Here is a 21787-nt window from a genome sequence, read left to right as displayed (position 1 = left end):
ATTTGGCGTTCCCCGCGCACGCGGGGATGAACCTGAACCAAGCCGTGCTTGAGGCGTTAAAAAGCCATTCTGGAGCCCTCTGTGCTTGCAACGGATCTCATGGTGACACAAACTGCCTCCAGGCCAATACCAAGGGGAATGATCATCATGAGCGCTTCCTTATCAAGTCTGCCCCCCTCGCAACTGAGCTTCGGACTGGTGATGCCCCCTTTGGGCAGCGTGCTTGTCAAAGCCGTCGATTCCGTGCCCGAAATACGCGGCATGGGCATCGTTTTGATTGCGAACTCCACGACCCGCACCTTGCGTGCCACCCCCGCCGGCGGTGATACGGTCATTTTCGAATTCCGCCCAAGCCCCGTTGTTACGACCGTTGCGGCAAAGCGGCGGACCGCCACCACGTCTCCGGCTCAGGAATGGCTGTCCTTCGGCTTCAATTGCGGTGGCGCCGCACTCGCCTGGGTTGGCGTTGTGGGGACCTCCGCGACCGCGCCTGTCACCGGCGGCCAATCGCTTTGGGGTACCGCATTTCTCTGGGGCGGCGCGGTGGCGTCGACGGCTTCCTGTTCCGTTTCAGCGTTTAGGGTCGGGGCGATGCTCAACGGGCATGAAAACGTCAATACTAGCCTCGATAAAAGCGGTACATATGTGTGGACGATGCGCGGCCTGGACGTTGTCGCGTTGCTTGGGGCAAAGGGGGCCATCACCGACATCATGGAAGCGGACGCAACCATGAAGGAAACTGGTGTCACGTGGCAAAATGTATTTGGGGAGCAAATGTCCCGGCCGCAAAGATTGCGCGTTACGCAACAACTTGCGTTGTAGGGCGCGAAGCGGGTAAGCGCCACAAAGATCAGCAGCGTGATCAAGCGGCGGCTCCTGTCGGCCATTTCGGCCGGCATTGGCATGGCGGGCTCGGCGCTGACGGGCTCTACCCATGATTTGATTATCTGGATTTCGTCTCCACCGGACAAGTGACATGCCGCAGGCACGCGTGAAAAAAGGTCGCAACGGCAGCCCGGAATGGGAACGGCTAAGGCGCGACGTACCGACCTTCATCTGTTCGGCGGCGGTTTATTTGGCATCATTGGCGCTCTGCCTGATGTTGTTGGGATTGACGCCACCAAACCCATTTCCCCAGGCTCAGCCTTTGTTCTGGATCGTGGCCATACCGCTGACGTTCTGGGCCTCCGCGCGCGGAACTATGGGAAGGTCCCAGTTCTGATTCTCAAGACACTGATGGTACTGGATATACCTATCGGTGTGCTCCTCGTTATTACGGCGTACATGGTTCAAGCCGCCGAATTTCAACTTTTCATTCTGGCTTTAGCGGTTGTCGTTCTGATGTGCTTGGTCGCGTTCTTCTCCTATCAAAAAAGTTTTCTGAAGACGCTTCAGTAAAAGGCTGTTCCAGCCCAGGGGGGCGAGGGTGTTGATTTTCCCAAGAATTTGACCCCAAATTTTCATCCAGTGTCATGATCGATAAATATCTATGATTATGCTGGATTGAAGGGGCATGATCAATGGGCAAGGTCGCGGTAGCAATTGAACTTGATGAGGGGGAGCGCACGGAACTTGAGCGGCTGAAGCGAGGGCGCAAGGTCTGGGCTGGGTTGTCTCGCCGCGCGAGTATTGTTCTTCTGGCTGCCGATGGTTTGCAAAATAAGGAGATAGCAGCGCGGCTTGGCTGCACCCAGATGACGGTCTCGGTCTGGCGCAAACGCTTTGCCACCGATCGGCTTGATGGATTGTATGATGAACCCCGTCCCGGCGCGCCGCGCAAGATTGGTGACGAAGCAATCGCAGACACGATCCGTTTGACGCTGGAAACGCTGCCCGAAGGCGCCACGCATTGGTCGCTGAGATCGATGGCACGCAGAACCAACTATGCCCCCTCGACGATCCACCGCATCTGGCAGGCGTTTTCGCTGAAACCTCATCGTACCGAGACCTTCAAGCTCTCCACCGATCCGCTGTTTGTTGACAAGGTGCGCGATATCGTCGGGCTGTACATGGCGCCGCCCGAACGTGCCATGGTTCTATGCGTTGATGAAAAGTCGCAGATACAGGCACTTGATCGCACTCAACCGCTGCTGCCGATGCGCCCCGGCCAGATCGAACGGCGCAGCCATGACTATACGCGCCATGGCACGACATCGTTGTTCGCAGCACTCAATATCGCAACCGGCAAGATCATCGGCAAATGCTATCCCAGGCACCGCTCTACAGAATTCAGAAAGTTCCTTGACCGTGTCGAAGATGCCGTACCGAGCGATCTCGACATCCACATCGTCATGGACAATTATGCCACGCACAAGACCCAGGTTATCCGTGATTGGTTTGCCAAACGCTCGCGCTGGCATGTGCATTTCACCCCGACCAGCGCCTCGTGGATCAACCAGGTCGAGCGGTTCTTCGCAATGCTGACCGAAAAGCAGATCCAGCGCGGTGTCCATCGTTCAACCACGGAACTCGAAACCGCCATCCACACCTTCATCGATGCCCGAAACAACGATGCAAAGCCGTTCAAATGGACCAAATCCGCCGATGACATACTCGCGTCTATCAGGCGTTTTTGCCTCGCCACCAAATAAATCAGGGAAACTTCAGAATCAGGACACTAGCGGAGGCGCAGCCTGAAGCTTCGAGGGCCAGGGTCAGCGTGTAGGTAACATCCTCGACATGCATCATGGTACACAGCTTCCAGGCGATGACGTAACGGGAATAATCATCCAGGACGGTTGAGAGATACATCCAGCCCCAGCGGATGACTTTCAAATATGTGAAGTCTGTCTGCCAGAGCTGATTTGGCGCCGTAGTTTTAGCTTTGAATTCATCGCCCGCTTTAACGACGATGTAGGCCGGAGAGGTGATCCCGTTTTTTGCCTGCAATGCGGCGATCATAAAATCATCTGCACGACAAATGCGGTGGAACGGCTGAACGCCTCTATGGATTTACTGAAAACCTCACGCGTCATTCTCAATGACCGCTTTTACGTCATTCGGCCCGGCATCCCACCGTCCGGCAGCGCGAGGCCCAGGCGCCGGCGCAGGGATGCCATATTGCCCGCGATGACATCCGCAAGCGTGTAGCGATCCAGCACCGCCAGCATCGCCGCCAGCGCCTCGTCCAGCACGCTCTCCAGCCGGCAGGCACCGCGGATCGCGCAGCTGCCATCGCCCTGGCATTCCACCAGGGCGAAATCCGGCTCCAGCTTGCGCACCACATCGCCAATGCGGATCTGCGCCGGCGGATGCGCCAGCCGCAGGCCGCCCTGGCGGCCGCGCAGCGTCTCGATCAGCCCGGCCTGGCCCAGCCGGTGCACCACTTTCGTCATATGGTTTTCGGAAACCCGGTAGGCGGCGGCGATATCGCTGATCTGCGCCAGCCGGTCGGGCCGCATGGCCAGGTAGATCAGCGTCCGCAAGCCGTAATCGGTGAACCGGGTGAGATGCATCGTTGCACTATACCCCCCGCCGCCGGGCCGGTTAAAGCCGCTCGGCGAAAATTTGCGCGGGCGGCAGACCGGCCTCGGACGCCACCGCCAGCACCGCGTCCAGCATCTTTGGCGGGCCGCAGACATAAAGATCCGGCGTCGTTGCCGCCGCCTTCAGCGCCACCGCCAGAGCCTCGGCGCTGCTGCCCTGGAAGGCTGTGCAGCCCGGCTCCGGCTGCCAGACGGCGAGGGTTGTTTCCAGCTGCGGCAGGCCCGCGCGCAATTCCGCCAGCAGCGCCTCCGGCACCGCCTCCGCCGCCCGGTTCACGCCGTAGATCAGCTTCACCGGGGTGGAATCCTGGAAGGACGCCATCTGCCGCAGCATCGAGAGCAAAGGCGCGAAGCCGCAGCCGCCGCCGACCATCCAGCGCGGGCGCGGGCTGGCCTCGTCCAGAGTGAAATGGCCGAGCGGTCCGCGCAGCTCCAGGCTGTCTCCCGGCTTTGCCGTATTGGCCAGCCAGCCGGAAAAAGCGCCGCCCGGAACGAGGCGGATCAGGAATTCCAATTCCCCGTCCCAGTTCGGCAGATTCGCCAGCGAATAGGCCCGGCTGACCATGCCGCCGGGCAGGCGCAGCTCCATATACTGGCCGGGCAAAAAATCCGCCGCCTGGCCGCTTGCCGCATCCGGCACCAGCCGCAGCACCAGGCTCATCGCCGCCGCTCCGCACGGGTGCAGCGCCTCAACCTTTGCCGCGCGCACCGGCACGCTCTGGCGGGGCAGCCGGGCGTCGTCATAGGGCAGCGCCACGACGAGGCTGGCCGTTGGCAGGCAGCTGCAGAGCAGCACGCCGCCTGGGCCGTCCGGCAGCGCCGCAGGGCTGTGCGGGCGCATCTCATAGGCGCCCGGGGTCACATAAGCGGCGCATTGGCCGCATTGTCCGTCCCGGCACATGGCGGGCGGGTAGAATCCCGCCGCTTCCGCCGCCTCCAGCACGCTCTGGCCGGGGGCGGCATCGAGTTCCAGGCGGACCGCGTCGCGGGTCAGTAAAGTGAGGTTCATCGTGTTGTCCCTGGCAAAAGCCTGGCCGGGGCGTGCCCCGGCCAGGCTTGCGGTTCAGGCCGCGCGGGCCAGCGCCGCCGCGATATCCGCTTCGGCCGTGGTGATCGGCTGCACGCCGAATTGTTCCACCAGCACATTCAGCAGCGCCGGCGTCAGGAAGGCGGGCAGGCTCGGCCCCAGCCGCACATTGCGCAGCCCCAGCGCCAGCAGCGTCAGCAACACCGCCGCCGCCTTTTGCTCGAACCAGGAGACCACCAATGTCAGCGGCAGATCATTCACCCCGCAGCCAAACGCCCCCGCCAGGGCGCTGGCGATCTGGATGGCGGAATAGGTGTCGTTGCACTGGCCGACATCCAGCAGCCGCGGCAGCGGGCCGATATTGCCGAACTCATGGCTGTTGAAGCGGTATTTGCCGCAGCCCAGGGTCAGCAGCACGGTATCGGCCGGGGCGTGGTCGGCGAAGTCGCTATAGTAATTGCGCCCAGGGGCCGCACCGTCGCAGCCGCCGATCAGGAAGAAATGCTTGATCGCGCCGGCTTTCACCGCGTCGATCACGGTCTGCGCCGCGCCCAGCACCGCGGCGCGGGCGAAACCGACCAGGATGGTGGTCTCCGGCGCGCTGGCGGCGAAGCCCGGCATCGCCTGGGCGGCCTGGATCACCTGGGCGTAATCGTCATGCTGGATATGGCGCAGCCCCGGCCAGCCCACCGGCCCGGCGGTGAAGATGCGGTTGCGGTAGGCGGGGCGCGGCTCGATCAGGCAGTTCGAGGTCATCACGATCGGGCCGGGAAAGTCGGCAAATTCCTGCTGCTGGTTCTGCCAGGCGCCGCCATAATTCCCGGCCAGATGCGGGTAGGCGTGCAGCTTCGGATAGCCATGGGCGGGCAGCATCTCGCCATGGGTGTAAATATTGATGCCGGTGCCCTGCGTGGCCTCCAGGAGCTTGTGCAGATCGCGCAGATCATGGCCGGAGACCAGGATCGCCTTGCCGGCCACCGGGCTGGTGCGCACCTTTGTCGGCGTCGGCTGGCCGAAGCTGCCGGTATTGGCGGCGTCCAGCGCCTCCATCACGGTCAGGTTCAACTGGCCCAGCGCCAGTGCCTCTTCCAGTAGCGGGGGGACATCGGCCGGGTCATGCGCCAGCACATCCAGCGCATGGGCGATGCCGGCATAGATTTCGGCGCGCTGTTCGCCCAGCACCTCGGCATGATGGGCATAGGCGGCCACGCCTTTCAGCCCGTAGAGCAGCAATGCGCGCAGCCCGATCACATCCTCACCCACCAGCTCCAGCCCGGCCCGCACCGAGGCGATGTTGGCCTGCGCCAGCAACCCGGCCAGATCCGCCGCCGGGGCGAAATGCGCCGCCGCGCTGAGGCCGTTAAGCGGCTCTCCGGCCGCCTCCAGGGCGCCGCGCAGCCTGTCGCGCAGCTTCGCCGCCTCGGCGATCAGCTTGACGAAGACCGTGCGGTCGAAATTTACGTTGGTGAGGGTGGTGAACAAAGCATAGAGGATGAAGCTGTCCGCGCCCTGGTCCGGCGTGCCGCGCCGGTGCAGCCGGCTGCTCAACTCGCCCAGCCCTTTCAGCTGGTAGATCAGCAGATCCTGCAGATCCGCCGTCGTCTCATCCTTGCCGCACACGCCTTTGGCGCTGGCACAGCCCGCCAGCCCGTCCTGGCGCGCCGTCTGCTCGCATTGAAAACAAAACATTGCCTGCTCCTCGAAAAATCATTCCACCCTTAAAGGGCATTCTAAATACATCTTTCTGCGCGGCGACCATTGATTCAGATCAACGGGCAGGCTTTGTCTCCAGCCAGGCGGCGTTCATGCGTGGCGCGCGGCCGCTCTGGTCTCGACAGACGCATATCAGGCCCCCCCCCCCCACCGTGCATCGAGCGCCTGGCTTGACGTACAGCCTCCAAGACTGCCCAGAAGCTGCGCTCAGAATCGCTCGGTTCCGCCTGCATCGGCCGGGTTGAGGGGCTTGAGCGGGAAGGGGAGGCGAGATAACGCTTCGATGTGCCAGAGATGAAGCTGAATGTGCCGGGGTGATATTGGTCTGCCCCTCTATTTGTTTTATTCCCTTGCAAGCGCGGCATCTTTGCCGAAGCTTTGGAGTGAAGACGAAGTGCCGCGGTTTGATGATGCCGCGCCGCTGGCATGTCCGCCTGGTTCGCGGCATAACGCGGCCGGTTTGAATATAACATAAATATATGGAGGTTCGCTTGTTCAGAACATCGTTATTGGCTCTCTCGGCCTTGGTCCTGACGTCCGGCGCGGCGCTGGCGCAGCAAGGCAGCGCGGCTGCCGGAAAGGCGCTGTATATGCGCAATTGCAGCGGCTGCCACCTCGCCAGCGGCGCCGGCGGCGTGCATTTCGGTGACGCCGTCTCCGCCGATCTGCGCGCGCCGGGGCTGGAGACCACCTATCACCATAGCACGAAATTAATGTTGCGCGCGATTTTGCAGGCGCGTGACGAGGACGGCAAGCGGCTGGACCAGCCGATGCCGGCCTGGGCCGGCAAGATCACCCAGGCGCAAGCTCTTGATATCATTGCTTATCTCAAGACATTGCGAAGCTGAGCGGGAACGCGCCAGCTGCCCCCCGGCGCAACCGCGTCGGGGTTTTTTTTGCCTTGTTGGCATCCAACATTAAATTTTTACAAACTAACCGACATGAAGGGGGAATGCTCCCGGCCCCTTATTCGGCACACGCGAAGTCCAAGACCGCGTGAAAAAACATAATGGGAGGATCATCTATGAAGCTTGGTGTGAGGCGCGGATTAATGAGTTCCGCCGCCATTCTGGCTGTCTGGTTTCCGGTTGCCGCGCATGCCCAGTCGGTCACCGACATGCAGGCGCAGATCAACCAGCTCTCGGCACAGTTGAAGGCGCTTTCAACGAAGTTGCAAACCGTCGAGGGGCATGAGGCGCAGGAGCGCGCCGAGCAGGCTCGCCAGCGCGCGGCCTCGGCGGCGCTGGCCGCGCGGGAGCAGCACGAGGAAGCTCTGGTCATGCAGCATAATAAGGAGGCCCAGGCCGCCTTGCTGGCCGTTCCGCCAACGCGGGCGGAAAAGCGGGGTGTGGTGAACAACCAATATGTCACCAAGGGCGTGCTGCCTGGTTCGTTCCTGATCCCTGGCACGGATACGTCCATCCATATCGGCGGATTCGTGAATCTGCAGGCGGAATATAACCCGACCCAGAATCTCGGGCCGAAATTCTCGATCGGCAATCTGCTGCCCAACAGTGCCGCCCGGCGCGCGACGGCGGGCGATTTCCAGTATAACAGCAAGGTCTCACGCCTGGTCGTGCAGAGCAGCACGCCCAGCCGGTTCGGCCCGGTGACCACGAATTTCGCGATCGACCTCTGGGGCTATGTCGCCGGCGGCGATTATAATCAGGCGCTCCAGAACAATTCTTATTCCGCCCGCATCGTCTATGCCTACGGCACCATCGGTCCGCTCACCTTGGGCATGCTGAATTCCAACTTCATCGATAATAACGACACGCCCGAGACACTGGACTTCGCCGGCCCCGCCGGTCTGCCGGCCGAGCGTACCGAGCAGATCCGCTATACCTGGCCGATCAACAAGAAAAACATCCTGAGTTTTGCCGCGGAAAATCCGCAATCCGGCTATCAGGATACGCGCGACAATATCGAGGTCGCCTCGCCGACCGAGCGCATGCCCGATTTCAGCGTTCGCTATCAATACACCAACGCCCTGCTGCACGCGCAGCTGTCCGGCGTGCTGCGCGATATCGCCTACACTGACGGCTACGGTACCAGCACCAGCCATGTCACCGGTGCCGCAATCTTCGGTACGACGCTCAACATGGGCGCGATCAACAAGGCCTTCGGCAAGGATAATTTCGGGGGCCAATACTGGACCGGTTCGATCGGCCGCTATATTCCCGACGATTTCGGCGCGAACGTGGCTTCCGTGCTGGCTGTGAATAACGGCACGACCGGAACCCCAAAAATTCTTGGCAGCAAGCTCCAGGACGATCAGGGCTTTGCCCTCTATTACCAGCATTTCTGGACAAAGACGCTGCGTTCGACAGTCACCATTGGCTATAACCACGACAATCTGTCGAGCTTCTTGCCGGCTGATACGGCGAATGCCGTGGCGACCAAGACCGCCGCTGCCAATCTGATCTGGCAGGCGGTACCAAGCGCTGATATCGGCATCGAGTTCTGGCTCGGCCAGAAACAGTTTCAAAAATCCACGGGTGTTCCCCCGAAGAATGCGGAAAAGGTCATTTTTGGTGGCATATGGCATTTCTGAAGAAAACGGAACGCCCGCAACATGAAGGCGGGGATTTTTCCATGGTAAGTAATTCAACGAGTGGCGGAGACATCGTCCTGGAAGGCGTCACGAAACGTTTCGTGACGCCGACGGGACAGGCGATGACCGCCATCCGGGATGTCAACATCAAGATTGGCGCGGGAAAGTTCTGCGCCATCGTGGGGCCGACGGGTTGTGGCAAATCAACCACGCTGACGCTGACCTCCGGTCTGGACACGTTAAGCGCGGGCAGCATTCACGTTGCCGGCCGGCCCGTCATGGGCATTACGCCCGGTGTTGGCTTCGTGTTTCAGAACGATGCGCTGCTGCCATGGAAATCCGTGATCGCCAATGTTGCCTTTGGTCCGCTGATGAATGGCATACCGAAGGCGCAGGCGATGGAGAAGGCGAGGGAGTGGTTGGCCACGGTCGGCCTTACCGGCTTTGAAAATCATTATCCGCACCAGCTCTCCGGCGGCATGCGCAAGCGCGTGCAGCTGGCCGCGACGCTGATCAATGATCCCTCGCTGCTGATGATGGACGAACCATTTTCAGCGCTGGACGTGCAGACGCGCGCGATCATGACCAACGAGCTGATGAATCTCTGGGAGCAGAGCAAGCCCTCGGTGATGTTCGTCACGCATGATCTGGAAGAGGCGATCGCCATCGCCGATCAGGTCGTGGTGATGACGGTCGGCCCGGCGACGGTCAAGGACGTGTTCGAGATCGACTTGCCGCGTCCGCGCGGCGCCATCCAGGATATTCGCTTTCAACCGAGATTTCTGGAATTGTACAAGTTGATCTGGAATTCGCTGCGCGAGGAAGTCGAGCGTTCATACGCGATGGCGGCGGCCAAGAAGGAGACAGCATGATGAACGGTGGACGCGACATTGATCTGGCGCTGCTCGCGAAACAGCGCGCGCAACGCTATCGCCGCCTGGTGATGTTGGGGCGGATCGGCACACTGGTGATCTTCCTCGGCCTATGGCAGATCCTGACCGATCTCAAACTCGTCGATCCGTTCTTTTTTGGCTCGCCGATTGGGATCGTCAAGCGGCTGGGGGACTGGTTTGTTAACGGAACGGCCTATGGGTCTTTCTGGTACCAGATCTGGGTGACGATGGAGGAATCGATCCTCGGCTTTGTCTTCGGCGTGCTGGCGGGCGTGTTTTTTGGTGTGCTGCTGGGTGAAATTCCGCTTCTGTCGGATATCATGACCCCCTACATCAAGATGGTGAATGCGCTGCCGCGCATCGTGCTCGGCTCCATCTTTGTGATCTGGCTCGGGCTGGGGCTGCCGTCGAAAGTGATGCTCGCGGCGGTTCTGGTGTTCTTCGTGGTGTTCTTCAACGCATATCAGGGGGTGAAAAGTGTAGACCGTAATCTCGTCGCGCATGCCCGCATCCTCGGCGCCTCCAGGCTCGACGTGGTGCGTCATGTTGTGGTGCCCTCGGCAACGTCCTGGATTATCGCCAGCCTTCACGTCGCACTCGGATTTTCCATCATCGGCGCGATTGTCGGCGAATTCCTCGGCGCGCAGCATGGTCTGGGGCTGGTGATCTCCACCGCCCAGAATAATTTCGATACGAACGGCGTGTTCGGCGCGATGCTCGTCATCGGCGTCATCGCGATCAGCGCCGAAGGCTTGATGGGGCTGGCCGAAAAACGTCTCCTGGCCTGGCGTCCCGCCAGCGCCAATGACGGCGCAAGAAACTCGATCTAAATATAACCAAAGGAAACGACAAATGTTCAATAAGACGATGCGCAATGTGATGTTGGCCGCGACAGCGCTGGCGGCCGTGGCGGTCCACGCGCCGGCCGCGAAGGCGCAGGATGCGAAACTGCCGACCGTGACCATGATGATCGGCGGGATCGACAAGCAGATTTATCTTCCCTATCAGCTCGCGCAGGATCTTGGATATTTCAAGAAATATGGCGTGAACATGGTGCTCTCCACCGAGCAGGAAGGGGGCATCGGCGCCGAGGATGCGATGGTTTCCGGTCAGGTCGATTTTGCCGGCGCCTGGTATGTTCATACCATCGATTTCCAGTTGCACGGCAAGGATGTCGTGGACGTGGCGCAGCTGAGCGGCGCGCCGGGCGAGCGTATTCTCTGCGCCAAGGGCACGGATATTTCCTCGCCGGCGGATTGGAAGGGCAAGGCCATCGGTGTCACCGATCTTGGATCAGGCACGGATGATCTGACGCTCTATCTCGCCGCGCGCTATCATCTCACCACCAAGGATTTCACGCGTGTGGGTGTTGGCGCCGGTGAGACATTGATCAGTGCGCTGAAGCATAACCGCGTCGCCTGCGCGATGACGACGCAGCCGACCGTGAACGCCATCGAAACGATGAATATCGGCTATCCGGCGATTGATCTGGCAACCACGGCGGGTGCGGAAAAATGGCTGGGTGGCGCATGGCCGGCGGCCTCCGTTCTCGCGCGCGCGGAGTGGGTGAAGGCGCATCCGAAGGAGACGCAGGCGGTGGTCAATGCGCTTGTCGCGACCATGCATTGGATCGACACGCATAGCGCCGAACAGATCGCCGATAAAATGCCGGCGGATTTCGTCTCCAGTCCGCTTTCGACCAAAGCGCAATATATCACGGCGCTTACCCAGGATAAGGGGCAGTTCCTCCCCGATGGCATGATGCCGCAGGGTGGTCCGGAGAAGGTGCTGGATGTTGAGAAACTCGCTGGCAAAATCACCGGGCCTGTCAATCTCGCGACGACCTGGGATCCGACCTTCGTTATTGCCGCCAATAAGATGCTGGGTGAATCGAAGTAAAACGCCTGATGGAAGAGGCGCATTAAAACCGCGCCTCTTCCATTGTTTTCTATTGCCGAAATTTCCAATACGGCGGATTATGGAAAAAACATAATCTGTGACGGAGGAAATTAACGATGTCTACCGCGGCTGCGGCACGAATCGCCGCGCGGCTCGACAGGCTTCCCGCGACGGGAGCCATGTGGCGCCTGGTGGCATTGATTTCGATCGGCGGCATTTTCGAGTTTTATATGGTTTTTCAGACAGGCTATCTCATGCCAGCAATGCGCGCGAGTGGCCTGTTCTCCGCATCCAGCCTGGGGCCTCTCTCGGCACTTCGGAGCATTTCCATCGCTGGAGGCGCCAGCTATGTGTTTTCGCTTTTTATCGGGCTGTGGGTCGGTTCGCTTTGCCTCTCACCTCTGGCCGATTGGCTGGGGCGGCGATCCATCTTTACCGGCGCCATTCTGTGGTATTTGCTGTGCTCGGCGATCATGGCCCTACAGCATACGGGATTATGGCTGAATATCTGGCGCTTTGCCGCGGGGCTGGGGTTTGGCCTGCAACTCGTCGTCATGGACGCTTATCTGGCGGAGCTGGTGCCGGCCAAATTCAGGGGCAGGGCGTTCGCCCTCAATCAGGCGATTACATTTTCCATCGTTCCTGTCGTCGCTTTCCTCTCTTTGATCTTGGTGCGGCGTCATTTTGGCGGCTTGGAAGGATGGCGGCTTGTCGTGTTGCTCGGTGCGGTTGGCGCGCCCGTGGCGCTTTGGCTTGGACGCGTGCTGCCGGAAAGCCCGCGCTGGCTGGCATTGAAGGGGCGTGAGAGCCAGGCAGAGATGGTGATCACGCAGCTCGAAAGTGCCGCCGTCAAGATCGTCGGGACGTTGGCGGCGCCGATCCCGGTCCTGCCCGAAAAAGCCGCGACCGGCCGGTTTGTTGAGCTGTTCTCGCCACGTTATGCTGAGCGTTCGCTGATGATGGCGATTTTTAATATCGGTCAGGTCGTCGGGTTTTATGGGTTTGCGGCCTGGGTACCGACTTTATTGATGGCAAGAGGCATCAGCATCACCAATAGTCTGGAATATTCGATGCTGATCGCCCTGGCCAATCCCTTCGGTCCCCTTTTGGTAATGCTGGTCGGCGACCGCATTCAACGCTCGACCCAGATAGTCATCGCGCTGTGTCTGATGGGCGCCTTCATGGTCGGCTTCGCATTGTCTGGCCGCCCGTTTGAAATTATCGGCTTTGGGATAGCCTTCACGCTGGCCTCCAACGCGATGTCGAGCGCCTTTCATACATACCAAGCCGAGCTCTTTCCCACGCGTATGCGCGCCCAGGCGGTCGGGTTCGTGTATTCCTGGAGCCGCCTGTCCGCGGCATTCGCGGGTCTCGCTGTCGGTTATTTTCTCAGCGACGGCGGCGTGCCGGCGATCGCGGTGTTCATCGGCGTGACGATGGCGATTTCAATTATCATCGTTTTCGCCTTCGGTCCGCGTACATTGGCCCAACCTTTGGAGGCGATCAGTCACTGATGCAGATTCTCTTGATCGAAGATGACGCGACCATGAGCGGTTTTCTGAAGGACGCGTTGGTCGATGAAGGTCATGAAGTCGCGGTCTCCGGCGATGGCCGCGACGGCCTGATGCAGGCCACGACAAGTCCCTTCGATGTGCTGATTATCGACCGAATGCTGCCCTATCTTGACGGGTTGAGTGTGGTTCAGGCGCTTCGCTCCATGCAGATCAGTACGCCGGTGATCCTCCTGACCGCCTTGGGACGTGTGGATGAGCGGGTGCGTGGCTTGCGGGCGGGCGCGGATGACTATGTCGTGAAGCCGTTCGAAATGGCGGAACTGCAAGCCAGGATCGAGGCGGTCAAACGGCGGCGTGAGATCAAGACGGATCCCAGCCAGCTGCGTGTTGGCGATCTTGTCCTGGACCGGCTTACACATTCGGCGCGTCGTGGCGCTCGCGAGATTTCGCTGAAGCCACGCGAATTCCGGCTGCTCGAATATTTGATGCTGCATGCGGACCAGGTGGTCACCCGGACAATGCTTCTCGAAGAAGTCTGGGATTATCATTTTTTACCGCAAACCACATTGGTCGAATCGCATATTTGCCGGATCCGGCTGAAGATTGACCGTGGATTTTCCAGGGAATTGATCCAGACCGTTCGCGGTGCCGGATACCGGATCAGTGCGGGCACCGATACGTGACAGAACCGAGAGTCAGGACCAACCTCTTTCGGATGGCGGGCTTTCGGCTCGCCGTTCTGGGAACGTTGTTTTCAACGATTGCCGCGATTATCGTTTTTGCCTTGATCTATAACGCCACCCGGATCGCATCCAAGGAGGAGCTCGCGCCGATTATTGCCGGCGACCGGGCGGATGTTCTTTCCGATGCCATTTCAGATCGGCTGCCACTGGAGCAGGAGCTCAGGCAGACCGTGGCACACGCGCCTAGCCACACCTTCTATGCCCTGCTCGATGCGCGCGGCAAGCTGTTGTTCGCCAACATCACCATGCCACCCGAGCCTACGGAATGGAGCACGATCACCCGGCTGACCGATCCGCAAATGCCTCAGGGTGTGCAGCGGATCGATGGGATCGGCCGGGATCTGCCAAATGGCGGATTTTTGTTTATTGGCGAGGATGCCAGCGTCTTCGCGGCGTTGAACAAGCGGGTCGCCGTCATTTTCGCGGTCGTGTTCAGCGCTCTGATCGGAATTGGCCTGCTGGCGAGTCTGCTGATCGCCGGGCATAGTCTGAAGCGCGTCCAGGCGATCAGCGATGCCAGCGTGGATATCATGACCGGCGATTTATCCCGGCGCATCGAAGCCTACGGCATTGACGATGAGTTGGATGTGCTCACGGAGGAGCTCAACCGCATGCTCGAGACGATCGAGCATCTGGTCGAAAATGCCCGCCAGGTGACAAATGATATCGCGCATGATCTGCGCTCGCCCTTGGTCCGGTTGCATGAATGGATCAAGCATCTCTTGAAGCTCGATGCGGTTCGCAAAGATCCGGTTTTATCCTCAGGCCTGGAGGCGGCGCTGTCCCAGACGACGCTTATCATCTCGGTCTTCGTTTCGCTGTTGCGCCTTGCGGAGGTTGAGGCCGGCTCCTTGCAGGGCGGCTTCACATCATTGGATTTGAGCGCGCTGGTGACGAATATCTGCGACGAATTCAGTGCCGTCGCCATCGATGCCGGACAGGATCTGCGCTGCGCGGTGGAGGCAAATTTATGCATCAGCGGCGATACCGGCTTGCTGACGCAGATGATCGTCAATCTGGTCGAAAACGCCATCCGCTATGGTCCCGCGGGCGGGGTCATAAAGGTCAGCTTGTCCTCGGATAAAAAAAGCATGATTCGCCTGGAGATCGCGGATCAGGGGCCGGGCATTCCGGAAGAGGATAGAGACCGCGTATTTCGCCGGTTTGTGCGGCTCGACCAAAGCCGCAACACGCCCGGCCACGGGCTGGGCTTGCCCCTGGTCCGGGCGATTGCGAAATTGCACGGGGCTCAGATCACCCTGCTGGATAACCACCCCGGACTCATCGTACGGGTCGAGTTCAGGGTTTAGTAGCATATATGGTCGCTTTATGCGAAGGCGGCGCGGCCTATCCGGCGAGTGACAGCGCGGCGGTGCGCAGATCCGCCTCGATGACGGTGGCGGTGCGCATATAATGTGCCTGTAGCAACGCCACCGCCTGTTCCTGGTCATGGTCCAGCACGGCCTGCAAAATCGCGTCATGCTCGGCGCTGACCTTGCGTACCCGGAACACTTTGCGGATGGAAATCGTCCGGTAGCGATAGAGCCGGTCGGCCAGCTGCATGCAAAAGCCGATCAGCGGCCGCGAGGCGCAGTTTTCGATCAGCCGGTCGTGAAACGCCCGGTGCAGCACCTCCCAGGCCGGGTTGTCCTCGAATTGCTCGGGATTCAGCGAGCGCGGCGTGCGGGCGAGGCGGTGATGCGCCACCAGCAGCGCCTCCTCCCAGGCCGGGGTGGCGTTCTGCATCGATTCGCGCAGCGCCAGCCCTTCCACCCAGCAGCGCGTGCGGGTCAGCTCGTTCAACTCCTCCAGGCTGATCGGCGTCACCGAAAAGCCGCGCTGCTCCCGGCCGATGACCAACTCCTCGATAACCAGCCGGTTCAGCGCCTCGCGCAGCGGGGTTTGCCCGGTGCCGTACTGATCCATCAGGAAGCGCAAGGAGAGTTTTTGCCCCGGCTCAAGCCGCGCGGCCAGAATATCGTTCTTCAACCGTTCATAGATGCTGGTGGCCAGCGTCGTGGCGCTGTCGGGGGCTCTTTGGCTGGGTCAATCATGCTGTTCTTTATACACAAAGCTCTCAAACAAAAAAATTTATAAATTATTTGCGTCGATGATTGTTTTGTGTATTTTGCTGGGTAAGCGAATGAGGGGGAAATGGCAAAAGCCTGGTCAATCAAAGCCTGTGGCTGCGCGGGGGTGGATGTGCATTGCCATGTCGTGCCCGCCAGCTTTCCGGACGCACCGGCGGGGATGCAGGCCGGCTGGCCCAGCATCCGCCAGGATGGCTGCGGCCACGGCACGGTGATCATCGACGCCAAGCCTTATCGCACCGTCTCCGCCGCGTGCTGGGAGGCGCGTCGTCGGCTTGAGGATATGGACCGCATGGGCATCGCCGTGCAGGCGCTCTCGCCGATGCCGGAATTGTTCAGCTATTGGCTGCCGGCTCCGGCGGCGGCGGGGCTGATCCGCCATGTCAATGACATGATCGCGGCGCTGCTCACCGAAGGGCAGGGGCGCTTTGTCGGGCTGGCGGCGGTGCCCTTGCAGGATCTCGATCTGGCGGTCGAGGAGCTGCGCCGGATCATGGCGATTCCCGGCTTTCGCGGTGTCGAGATCGGCAGCAATATCAATGAAACGCCGATCGGCGATCCGCGGCTGCGGCCTTTCTTCGCGGAGGCCGCGCGGCTGGGGGCGGCGGTGTTCGTGCATGCGGTGCGCCCGGCGGGCATGGCGCGGCTGGTTGGCCCGGCGCCCTTGCAGCAGGTGCTCGGCTATCCCACGGATGTCGGGCTGGCCCTCGCCTCGGCGATCACCGGCGGCCTGGTCCGGGATTGCCCCGGGCTGCGGCTGGGCTTCAGCCATGGCGGCGGCAGCTTCGCCGCGTTGCTGCCGCGGCTGCGGCGCGGCTATGAGGTGTTTCCGGCCCTGCGCGAGGCGCTGGAGGAGTGCCCGTCCGTCACCGCGCGCCGGCTTTACGTGGATTCCCTGGTGTTCGAGCCGGACTGGCTTGCCCGGCTGGTCGCCCTGTTCGGGGCCGAGCGGGTGATGCTCGGCACCGACTACCCGTTCAATTTCAGCGAGGCGGCGCCCTGCGATCAGGTCAACGCCGCATGTCCGGACGCGGATCTGCGCCAACGCCTGATCCAGCGCAACGCGCTCGCTTTCCTGGCCATCGATGAGGTGCAAGATGCCGCCTGATTACCCCGTCGCCGCGCTGCGCAGCGTGGCGCTCTCCACGCCGGATCTGGAGGCGGCCTGCGCCTTCTATACCGAAACCTGGCAGCTGGAGCTGGTGGCCCAAGCCCCCGGCCGTGCCTATCTGGCCGCCAGCGGCGACGATGCCTATGTGCTGGAGCTGCGCGCCGGCCCGCGCGCCGCCCTGGGTGCCATCAGCTTCCGGGTGCGCGCGGCGGAGGATCTGCCCCGGCTGTACGAGGCCTGCCGGCAAGCGGGCTGCGCCATCCTGCAGCCGCTCGGACCGGATCACGGCCCAGCCGGCGGCAGCCATTTCATCGTCCGCGAACCGCAAGGCTGCACGCTGGAATTTCTGCATGGCGATGCGCGCCGGGAAGGCAGCATACGGCCCAACCGGCCGCTGCGCCTGGCGCATGTGAACATCAACAGCGCCGCGATCGAGGATTTGTCCCGCTTCTGGCAGGAGGTTCTGGGCTTCCGCCTGACCGACCGCTCCCAGGCCATGGCCTTCCTCAGCTGCAACAGCGACCACCACGCCATCGTGCTCGCGCAGGCGCCGGTGAACGGGCTCAACCATGTCGCCTTCCTGTTGCCGGATCTGGAATCGGTGATGCGCGGCGCCGGGCATGTGGTCGATCATGGCTGCCCTATCGGCTGGGGGCCGGGGCGGCACGGGCCGGGCGATAATGTGTTCGCCTATTTCGTCGGGCCGGACGATGTCGTGGTCGAATACACCGCCGAGGTGCTGCAGGTGGATGAGAGTTACCGCTTCCGGGGCCCGCAGGACTGGGTCTGGCCGCCAGGGCGCACCGATCATTGGGGCGTCGCTTCGCCCAAGAGCGCCGCCTGCAAGGCCGCGCAGCTCGCCATCGGCTTTGCCGATGCGCCTGGATTTAACGAGACAAAGGTGAAGTCGTGACGCATGCAGATGAGCTCTTCGATGTCGTGATTGCCGGCTTCGGCCCCGCCGGGGCAACGGCGGCCGGGCTGCTGGGCGCGCATGGCTTTCGCGTGCTGGTGGTCGAACGGCAGACGGAGGTTTATGACAAGCCCCGGGCGATCGCGCTCGATCACGAAATTTTCCGGCATTTCGACAATATGGGGGTGGCGGAGGCGGTGCGGCCCTATGTCGCGCCCTTCACCGCCTCGCAGCATTTCGGCGCGCAAGGCCAGCTGATCCGCACCATCGACATGGTGCAGCCGCCTTATCCGCTGGGCTACACCCCCAGCATGGTGTTCACCCAGCCGCCGGTGGAGGCAGCACTGCGCGCGCATGCGGCGGGCTTTGCCAATGTCAGCATCGTCACCGGCGCGGAACTGATCGGCTTCGAGGAACATGGCGAAGAAATCCGCGCCACGCTGCGCGCGGAAGCCGGCGCACAGCGCCAGATCCGCGGCAAATTCCTGCTCGGCTGCGACGGTGCCTCCAGCACCGTGCGCCAGCTGGCCGACATGGCGCTGCGCGACCTGATTTTCGATGAGCCCTGGCTGGTGGTGGATATACGCTGCGGCGACGCGGCGCTGGCCAAGCTGCCGCAATGCTCGGCGCAATTCTGCGACCCGGCGCGGCCGACCACCTACATCATCGGGCCCGGCGATCACCGGCGCTGGGAGATCATGCTGCTGCCGGGCGAAAACCCGCGGGAGATGGCGGAACCGGCGCAAGTCTGGCGCCTGCTGGCCGGCTTCATGGCGCCCAGCGAGGGGGAGCTGTGGCGCGCCGCCGCCTACCGGTTCCATGCGCTGGTGGCGCAAAGCTGGCGGCGCGGGCGCGTGCTCATCGCCGGGGACGCCGCGCACCAGCAGCCGCCTTTCATCGGCCAGGGCATGTGCCAGGGGCTGCGCGATGTCACCAACCTGGTCTGGAAGCTGGCGCGGGTGCTGCGCGGGCAATCGCCTCTGGCGCTGCTGGACAGCTACGAGGCGGAGCGGCGCCTTCATGTCGAGACATTGACCGGCAAGATCAAGGCGATCGGCCAGATGATCTGCGAGCGCGATCCGGCGCGGGCGGCGGCGCGCGATGCCGATTTGCTGGCGCAGGGGGGCGGTGCCCCGCCGCATGTGACGCGCCAGGATATCGTGCCGCCTTTGGAGACCGGGCTGCTCGCGGCGCCGGACAATCCAGGGCGCGGGAAGCTGTTTGTGCAGCCGGTGATCATCCGGGAGGGCGGCGCCGCGCTGCTCGACACGCTGACCGGCACCGGCTGGCGCCTGATCCTGGATGGCCGCGTGCTGCGGGCGCCGGATTTTGCCGCCATGCTGACGCCGGCGGACGATATCGGCCTGTACGCCATCGCCCCGGCGGGAGCGGCGCTGCAGGGCGCGCTTGCGGAACAGGACGGCATCATGGCCGCCTGGTTCGACCGCCATCAGGCCCAGGCCGTGCTGGTGCGTCCCGATCATTACGTCTTTGGCACGGCGGCGAACGCCCAGGCGCTGCCCGCACTCCTCGCTGCCTGCCGGGCGCAGCTCGCCTGCGCCGAACCCATCCATCAGGAAGTCAAACATGAAGCTTGCCACAGTTAAAATCGCCGATGCCCCGCATTGGGGCGTGATCGAGGGAGAGATGTTCTATGATGTCGGCAGCGTCCTGCGGGCGCGTTATGCCGACCTCAAATCCGCCATCGCCGGCGGGCTGGAGGGCGTCGCGCAGGCCCGCGCGCAGGCGCAGGCGACGGCGCTGGAGGCGCTGAGCTTTCTGCCGGTGATCCCCAACCCGGATAAAATTCTTTGCGTCGGTCTGAACTATGAGATGCACCGCCAGGAGACCGGGCGGCCGGAGGTTGCTCACCCGACCATCTTCGCCCGCTTCGCCAACAGCCAGATCGGCCACATGGCGCCGATCCTGCGGCCGAAACTCTCCAACGATCTCGATTACGAGGGCGAGCTCGCGGTGATCATCGGCAAGCCCGGCCGCTATATTCCGCGCGCCGAGGCGATGGCGCATATCGCCGGCTATGCCTGCTATAATGATGGCAGCGTGCGCGATTTCCAGCGCCACACGATGCAGTTCACCCCGGGCAAGAATTTTCCCGATACCGGCGCCTTCGGCCCGTGGATGATGACACCTGACGAGCTGGGGCCGCTGGCGGCGCTGCGTTTGCAGACGCGCCTCAACGGCGAGGTGGTGCAAGAGGCGCGGATTGAGCAGATGATCTTCGATATCGCCACGCAGATCGAATATTGCTCGCAATTCACCCGGCTTGAGGCAGGGGATGTCATCGTCAGCGGCACGCCGGGCGGTGTGGGCGCCAAGCGCAACCCGCCGCTCTGGATGAAGCCCGGCGATGTCGTCGAGGTCGAGATCGACCGGCTGGGCATCCTGCGCAACCCGGTCGCGCAGGAGGCTTGATGATCTAGCCGCCGCGCGACGCCAAACCGCCGGCGCGGCGGCACGTCCAAAAATAAAGGGGAGACTAAAAATGAATGGTCCAAGCGAGGCCCGGCAAATGCCGGCAATCCCGACGCGCGCCTATCTGATCGTGGCGCTGCTGTTCGTGTTTCAGACGCTGAACTTCTTCGACAAGCTGGCCTTCGGCGTCTCGGGCGTGCCGATGATGCATGAATTCAGCCTCACCCCCAAGCAGTTCGGCTTGATCGGCGCGGCGTTCTTTCTGTTTTTCGCGGTCGGCGGCACGGTCATCGGCTCGGTCTTCGTCGGGCGCTACCGGTCGAAATATATATTGCTGGCCCTGGCCGGTATCTGGACGGCGAGCCAGCTGCCGGTCGCCTTCACCCATTCTTTGCCGGTCATCATCGCCTGCCGCTTGCTGCTGGGCATCGGCGAGGGCGCGGCGCTGGCCACCGCGATGACCGCCGCCTATGAATGGTTTCCCGACCATCGCCGCAACCTTCCCTCCGCCTTCATTCTGCAAGGCATCAGCGCCGGCTTTCTGATCGGCGGGCCGATGCTCAGCTGGTTTGTCGTGCATGCGGGCTGGCGTTCCTGCTTTCTGGTGTGTGGCGTGCTGAGCCTGGTCTGGATGGTGCTGTTCGCGCTGATCGGGCGCGAGGGCCCGCTGGCCGGCCAGCACGCCGCGCCCGTGGCGCATGAAACCCCATTGCCGTTCCGGCTGCTCTGGCTGGACCGCACGGTCATCGGCGTCATGCTCATCGCCTTTTTCGGCTATTGGGTGATCGGCATGGCCGCGGTCTGGCTGCCGCCTTTCCTGCGGCTGGGGCTGGGCTATGCGCCGCTGAAGGCCGGCTGGATCATTTCCGCCATCTACGTGATCCAGTCTCCGGTGCTCATCCTCGGCTCCTGGCTGACGCAGAGGATGCGCCAGCGCGGCTGGAGTGCCCGCATCTGCCTGGGCTGGAGTTCGGGCCTCGCCATGCTGCTCAGCGGCGCCGCCTTGCTCGCGGCGGTGCAAAGCCCCGCCGGCGTGGTGCAGACCTGCCTCCTGGCCATCGCCTTTTCCGTGCCGAGCCTGACGACGATCTTCGGCCCGGTGATCCTCGCCGCGATCGCGCCGTCCCGCCAGCGCGCCCGGCTGGTGGTGGTGATCATCTCCGCCACCTCCATCTCCGCGTTCTTTTCCACCTTCATCAATGGCTGGATCATCGGCGCCTATCCGGGCGATGCGCCGCTGGGCTTCGCCATCGCCTTCGGGCTGGGCGGGGTGGTTCTGCTCGCCGGCGGGCTGGCCAGTTTTTTGCTGCTGTTTCCTGAAGCCAGCGCGGCGCGCTTTGCCGCCTACCGCCAGGCCCGCGAGGCCGGTGCCGGGTTTGAGCCTGCCGCATTCGCCCGCGCCGAGTCCTGAT

General features: G+C 62.3%; 20 protein-coding genes and 1 pseudogene. 16 read left to right on the top strand and 5 right to left on the bottom strand.

Features of this window, described 5'->3' with window-relative positions; genetic code table 11:
- Nucleotides 1-138: 138 nt before the first annotated feature.
- From ACZ46S_RS07535 to ACZ46S_RS07525, 3 genes are all read left to right on the top strand, one after another.
- Complete coding sequence (locus ACZ46S_RS07535; RefSeq protein WP_464063987.1) at nt 139-822, top strand: hypothetical protein; 684 nt, start codon at nt 139-141, stop codon at nt 820-822.
- A 198-nt stretch (nt 823-1020) separates the two neighbouring features.
- Nucleotides 1021-1398 carry a hypothetical protein gene (locus ACZ46S_RS07530; protein ID WP_464063986.1) on the top strand — a complete coding sequence of 126 codons (378 nt, stop codon included), beginning with the start codon at nt 1021-1023 and terminating at the stop codon, nt 1396-1398.
- A 122-nt stretch (nt 1399-1520) separates the two neighbouring features.
- Nucleotides 1521-2591, top strand: a complete 1071-nt coding sequence (locus tag ACZ46S_RS07525; protein ID WP_464062725.1) for an IS630 family transposase — start codon at nt 1521-1523, stop codon at nt 2589-2591.
- Nucleotides 2592-2610: 19 nt separating this feature from the next.
- Here ACZ46S_RS07525 and ACZ46S_RS07520 read toward each other — a convergent pair.
- The 4 genes and pseudogenes from ACZ46S_RS07520 to hcp form a co-directional block, all read right to left on the bottom strand.
- Nucleotides 2611-2889: pseudogene (locus ACZ46S_RS07520) on the bottom strand (DDE-type integrase/transposase/recombinase); the annotation flags it as partial.
- Nucleotides 2890-2990: 101 nt separating this feature from the next.
- Nucleotides 2991-3455, bottom strand: coding sequence for an Rrf2 family transcriptional regulator (locus ACZ46S_RS07515; RefSeq protein WP_464063985.1), 465 nt, complete (start codon nt 3453-3455; stop codon nt 2991-2993).
- 31 nt (nt 3456-3486) lie between these two features.
- Nucleotides 3487-4494 carry an FAD-binding oxidoreductase gene (locus ACZ46S_RS07510; RefSeq protein WP_464063984.1) on the bottom strand — a complete coding sequence of 336 codons (1008 nt, stop codon included), beginning with the start codon at nt 4492-4494 and terminating at the stop codon, nt 3487-3489.
- Nucleotides 4495-4548: 54 nt separating this feature from the next.
- Nucleotides 4549-6201: a hydroxylamine reductase gene (gene hcp, locus ACZ46S_RS07505; RefSeq protein WP_464063983.1), complete on the bottom strand. Its 1653-nt coding sequence runs from the start codon at nt 6199-6201 to the stop codon at nt 4549-4551.
- A 548-nt stretch (nt 6202-6749) separates the two neighbouring features.
- On the opposite strand from hcp, the gene ACZ46S_RS07500 reads away from it, so the two are divergent.
- The 8 genes from ACZ46S_RS07500 (at nt 6750) to ACZ46S_RS07465 (ending at nt 15138) form a co-directional block, all read left to right on the top strand.
- Nucleotides 6750-7073 (top strand): c-type cytochrome, encoded by a 324-nt coding sequence (locus ACZ46S_RS07500; protein ID WP_464063982.1) that lies wholly within the window; start codon nt 6750-6752, stop codon nt 7071-7073.
- Between the two features lie 203 nt (nt 7074-7276).
- Nucleotides 7277-8779, top strand: a complete 1503-nt coding sequence (locus ACZ46S_RS07495; protein WP_464063981.1) for a DcaP family trimeric outer membrane transporter — start codon at nt 7277-7279, stop codon at nt 8777-8779.
- Complete coding sequence (locus ACZ46S_RS07490) at nt 8767-9651, top strand: ABC transporter ATP-binding protein (RefSeq protein WP_464063980.1); 885 nt, start codon at nt 8767-8769, stop codon at nt 9649-9651. Before ACZ46S_RS07495 ends, ACZ46S_RS07490 begins: the two co-directional genes overlap by 13 nt.
- Entirely contained in the window at nt 9648-10502 is an 855-nt protein-coding gene (locus tag ACZ46S_RS07485; protein WP_295740362.1) for an ABC transporter permease, read from the top strand. The genes ACZ46S_RS07490 and ACZ46S_RS07485 overlap by 4 nt, the downstream gene beginning before the upstream one ends.
- 22 nt (nt 10503-10524) lie before the next feature.
- Entirely contained in the window at nt 10525-11571 is a 1047-nt protein-coding gene (locus tag ACZ46S_RS07480; protein ID WP_464063979.1) for an ABC transporter substrate-binding protein, read from the top strand.
- 116 nt (nt 11572-11687) lie between these two features.
- A complete protein-coding gene (locus ACZ46S_RS07475) occupies nt 11688-13085 on the top strand; it encodes an MFS transporter (protein ID WP_464063978.1) in 1398 nt (465 codons plus the stop codon).
- Nucleotides 13085-13768, top strand: coding sequence for a response regulator transcription factor (locus tag ACZ46S_RS07470; protein WP_464063977.1), 684 nt, complete (start codon nt 13085-13087; stop codon nt 13766-13768). Before ACZ46S_RS07475 ends, ACZ46S_RS07470 begins: the two co-directional genes overlap by 1 nt.
- Before the next feature lie 32 nt (nt 13769-13800).
- Nucleotides 13801-15138, top strand: a complete 1338-nt coding sequence (locus ACZ46S_RS07465; protein ID WP_464063976.1) for a sensor histidine kinase — start codon at nt 13801-13803, stop codon at nt 15136-15138.
- Between the two features lie 37 nt (nt 15139-15175).
- On the opposite strand, the gene ACZ46S_RS07460 is transcribed toward ACZ46S_RS07465, so the two are convergent.
- On the bottom strand, nt 15176-15817 hold the full coding sequence (locus ACZ46S_RS07460; RefSeq protein WP_464063975.1) for a GntR family transcriptional regulator: 642 nt from the start codon (nt 15815-15817) through the stop codon (nt 15176-15178).
- A gap of 165 nt (nt 15818-15982) precedes the next feature.
- On the opposite strand from ACZ46S_RS07460, the gene ACZ46S_RS07455 reads away from it, so the two are divergent.
- The 5 genes from ACZ46S_RS07455 (at nt 15983) to ACZ46S_RS07435 (ending at nt 21786) form a co-directional block, all read left to right on the top strand.
- Nucleotides 15983-17026, top strand: coding sequence for an amidohydrolase family protein (locus tag ACZ46S_RS07455; protein WP_464063974.1), 1044 nt, complete (start codon nt 15983-15985; stop codon nt 17024-17026).
- On the top strand, nt 17016-17942 hold the full coding sequence (locus tag ACZ46S_RS07450; protein WP_464063973.1) for a VOC family protein: 927 nt from the start codon (nt 17016-17018) through the stop codon (nt 17940-17942). Before ACZ46S_RS07455 ends, ACZ46S_RS07450 begins: the two co-directional genes overlap by 11 nt.
- Nucleotides 17939-19549, top strand: a complete 1611-nt coding sequence (locus tag ACZ46S_RS07445; protein WP_464063972.1) for a bifunctional 3-(3-hydroxy-phenyl)propionate/3-hydroxycinnamic acid hydroxylase — start codon at nt 17939-17941, stop codon at nt 19547-19549. The genes ACZ46S_RS07450 and ACZ46S_RS07445 overlap by 4 nt, the downstream gene beginning before the upstream one ends.
- Nucleotides 19530-20375 (top strand): fumarylacetoacetate hydrolase family protein, encoded by an 846-nt coding sequence (locus ACZ46S_RS07440; protein ID WP_464063971.1) that lies wholly within the window; start codon nt 19530-19532, stop codon nt 20373-20375. The genes ACZ46S_RS07445 and ACZ46S_RS07440 overlap by 20 nt, the downstream gene beginning before the upstream one ends.
- Nucleotides 20376-20445: 70 nt before the next feature.
- Nucleotides 20446-21786 carry an MFS transporter gene (locus ACZ46S_RS07435; protein WP_464063970.1) on the top strand — a complete coding sequence of 447 codons (1341 nt, stop codon included), beginning with the start codon at nt 20446-20448 and terminating at the stop codon, nt 21784-21786.
- Nucleotide 21787 lies beyond the last annotated feature (1 nt).

This window comes from Acidocella aluminiidurans, from assembly GCF_055383125.1.
This window is presented reverse-complemented; position numbering and strand designations above follow the sequence as displayed.

Coding starts and splice junctions, on each gene's coding strand:
- ACZ46S_RS07535 (WP_464063987.1), top strand. CDS start 139: ATGATCATCATGAGCGCTTCCTTATCAAGTCTGCCCCCCTCGCAACTG.
- ACZ46S_RS07530 (WP_464063986.1), top strand. CDS start 1,021: ATGGGAACGGCTAAGGCGCGACGTACCGACCTTCATCTGTTCGGCGGC.
- ACZ46S_RS07525 (WP_464062725.1), top strand. CDS start 1,521: ATGGGCAAGGTCGCGGTAGCAATTGAACTTGATGAGGGGGAGCGCACG.
- ACZ46S_RS07515 (WP_464063985.1), bottom strand. CDS start 3,455: ATGCATCTCACCCGGTTCACCGATTACGGCTTGCGGACGCTGATCTAC.
- ACZ46S_RS07510 (WP_464063984.1), bottom strand. CDS start 4,494: ATGAACCTCACTTTACTGACCCGCGACGCGGTCCGCCTGGAACTCGAT.
- hcp (WP_464063983.1), bottom strand. CDS start 6,201: ATGTTTTGTTTTCAATGCGAGCAGACGGCGCGCCAGGACGGGCTGGCG.
- ACZ46S_RS07495 (WP_464063981.1), top strand. CDS start 7,277: ATGAGTTCCGCCGCCATTCTGGCTGTCTGGTTTCCGGTTGCCGCGCAT.
- ACZ46S_RS07490 (WP_464063980.1), top strand. CDS start 8,767: ATGGCATTTCTGAAGAAAACGGAACGCCCGCAACATGAAGGCGGGGAT.
- ACZ46S_RS07485 (WP_295740362.1), top strand. CDS start 9,648: ATGATGAACGGTGGACGCGACATTGATCTGGCGCTGCTCGCGAAACAG.
- ACZ46S_RS07480 (WP_464063979.1), top strand. CDS start 10,525: ATGTTCAATAAGACGATGCGCAATGTGATGTTGGCCGCGACAGCGCTG.
- ACZ46S_RS07475 (WP_464063978.1), top strand. CDS start 11,688: ATGTCTACCGCGGCTGCGGCACGAATCGCCGCGCGGCTCGACAGGCTT.
- ACZ46S_RS07470 (WP_464063977.1), top strand. CDS start 13,085: ATGCAGATTCTCTTGATCGAAGATGACGCGACCATGAGCGGTTTTCTG.
- ACZ46S_RS07465 (WP_464063976.1), top strand. CDS start 13,801: ATGGCGGGCTTTCGGCTCGCCGTTCTGGGAACGTTGTTTTCAACGATT.
- ACZ46S_RS07455 (WP_464063974.1), top strand. CDS start 15,983: ATGGCAAAAGCCTGGTCAATCAAAGCCTGTGGCTGCGCGGGGGTGGAT.
- ACZ46S_RS07450 (WP_464063973.1), top strand. CDS start 17,016: ATGCCGCCTGATTACCCCGTCGCCGCGCTGCGCAGCGTGGCGCTCTCC.
- ACZ46S_RS07440 (WP_464063971.1), top strand. CDS start 19,530: ATGAAGCTTGCCACAGTTAAAATCGCCGATGCCCCGCATTGGGGCGTG.
- ACZ46S_RS07435 (WP_464063970.1), top strand. CDS start 20,446: ATGAATGGTCCAAGCGAGGCCCGGCAAATGCCGGCAATCCCGACGCGC.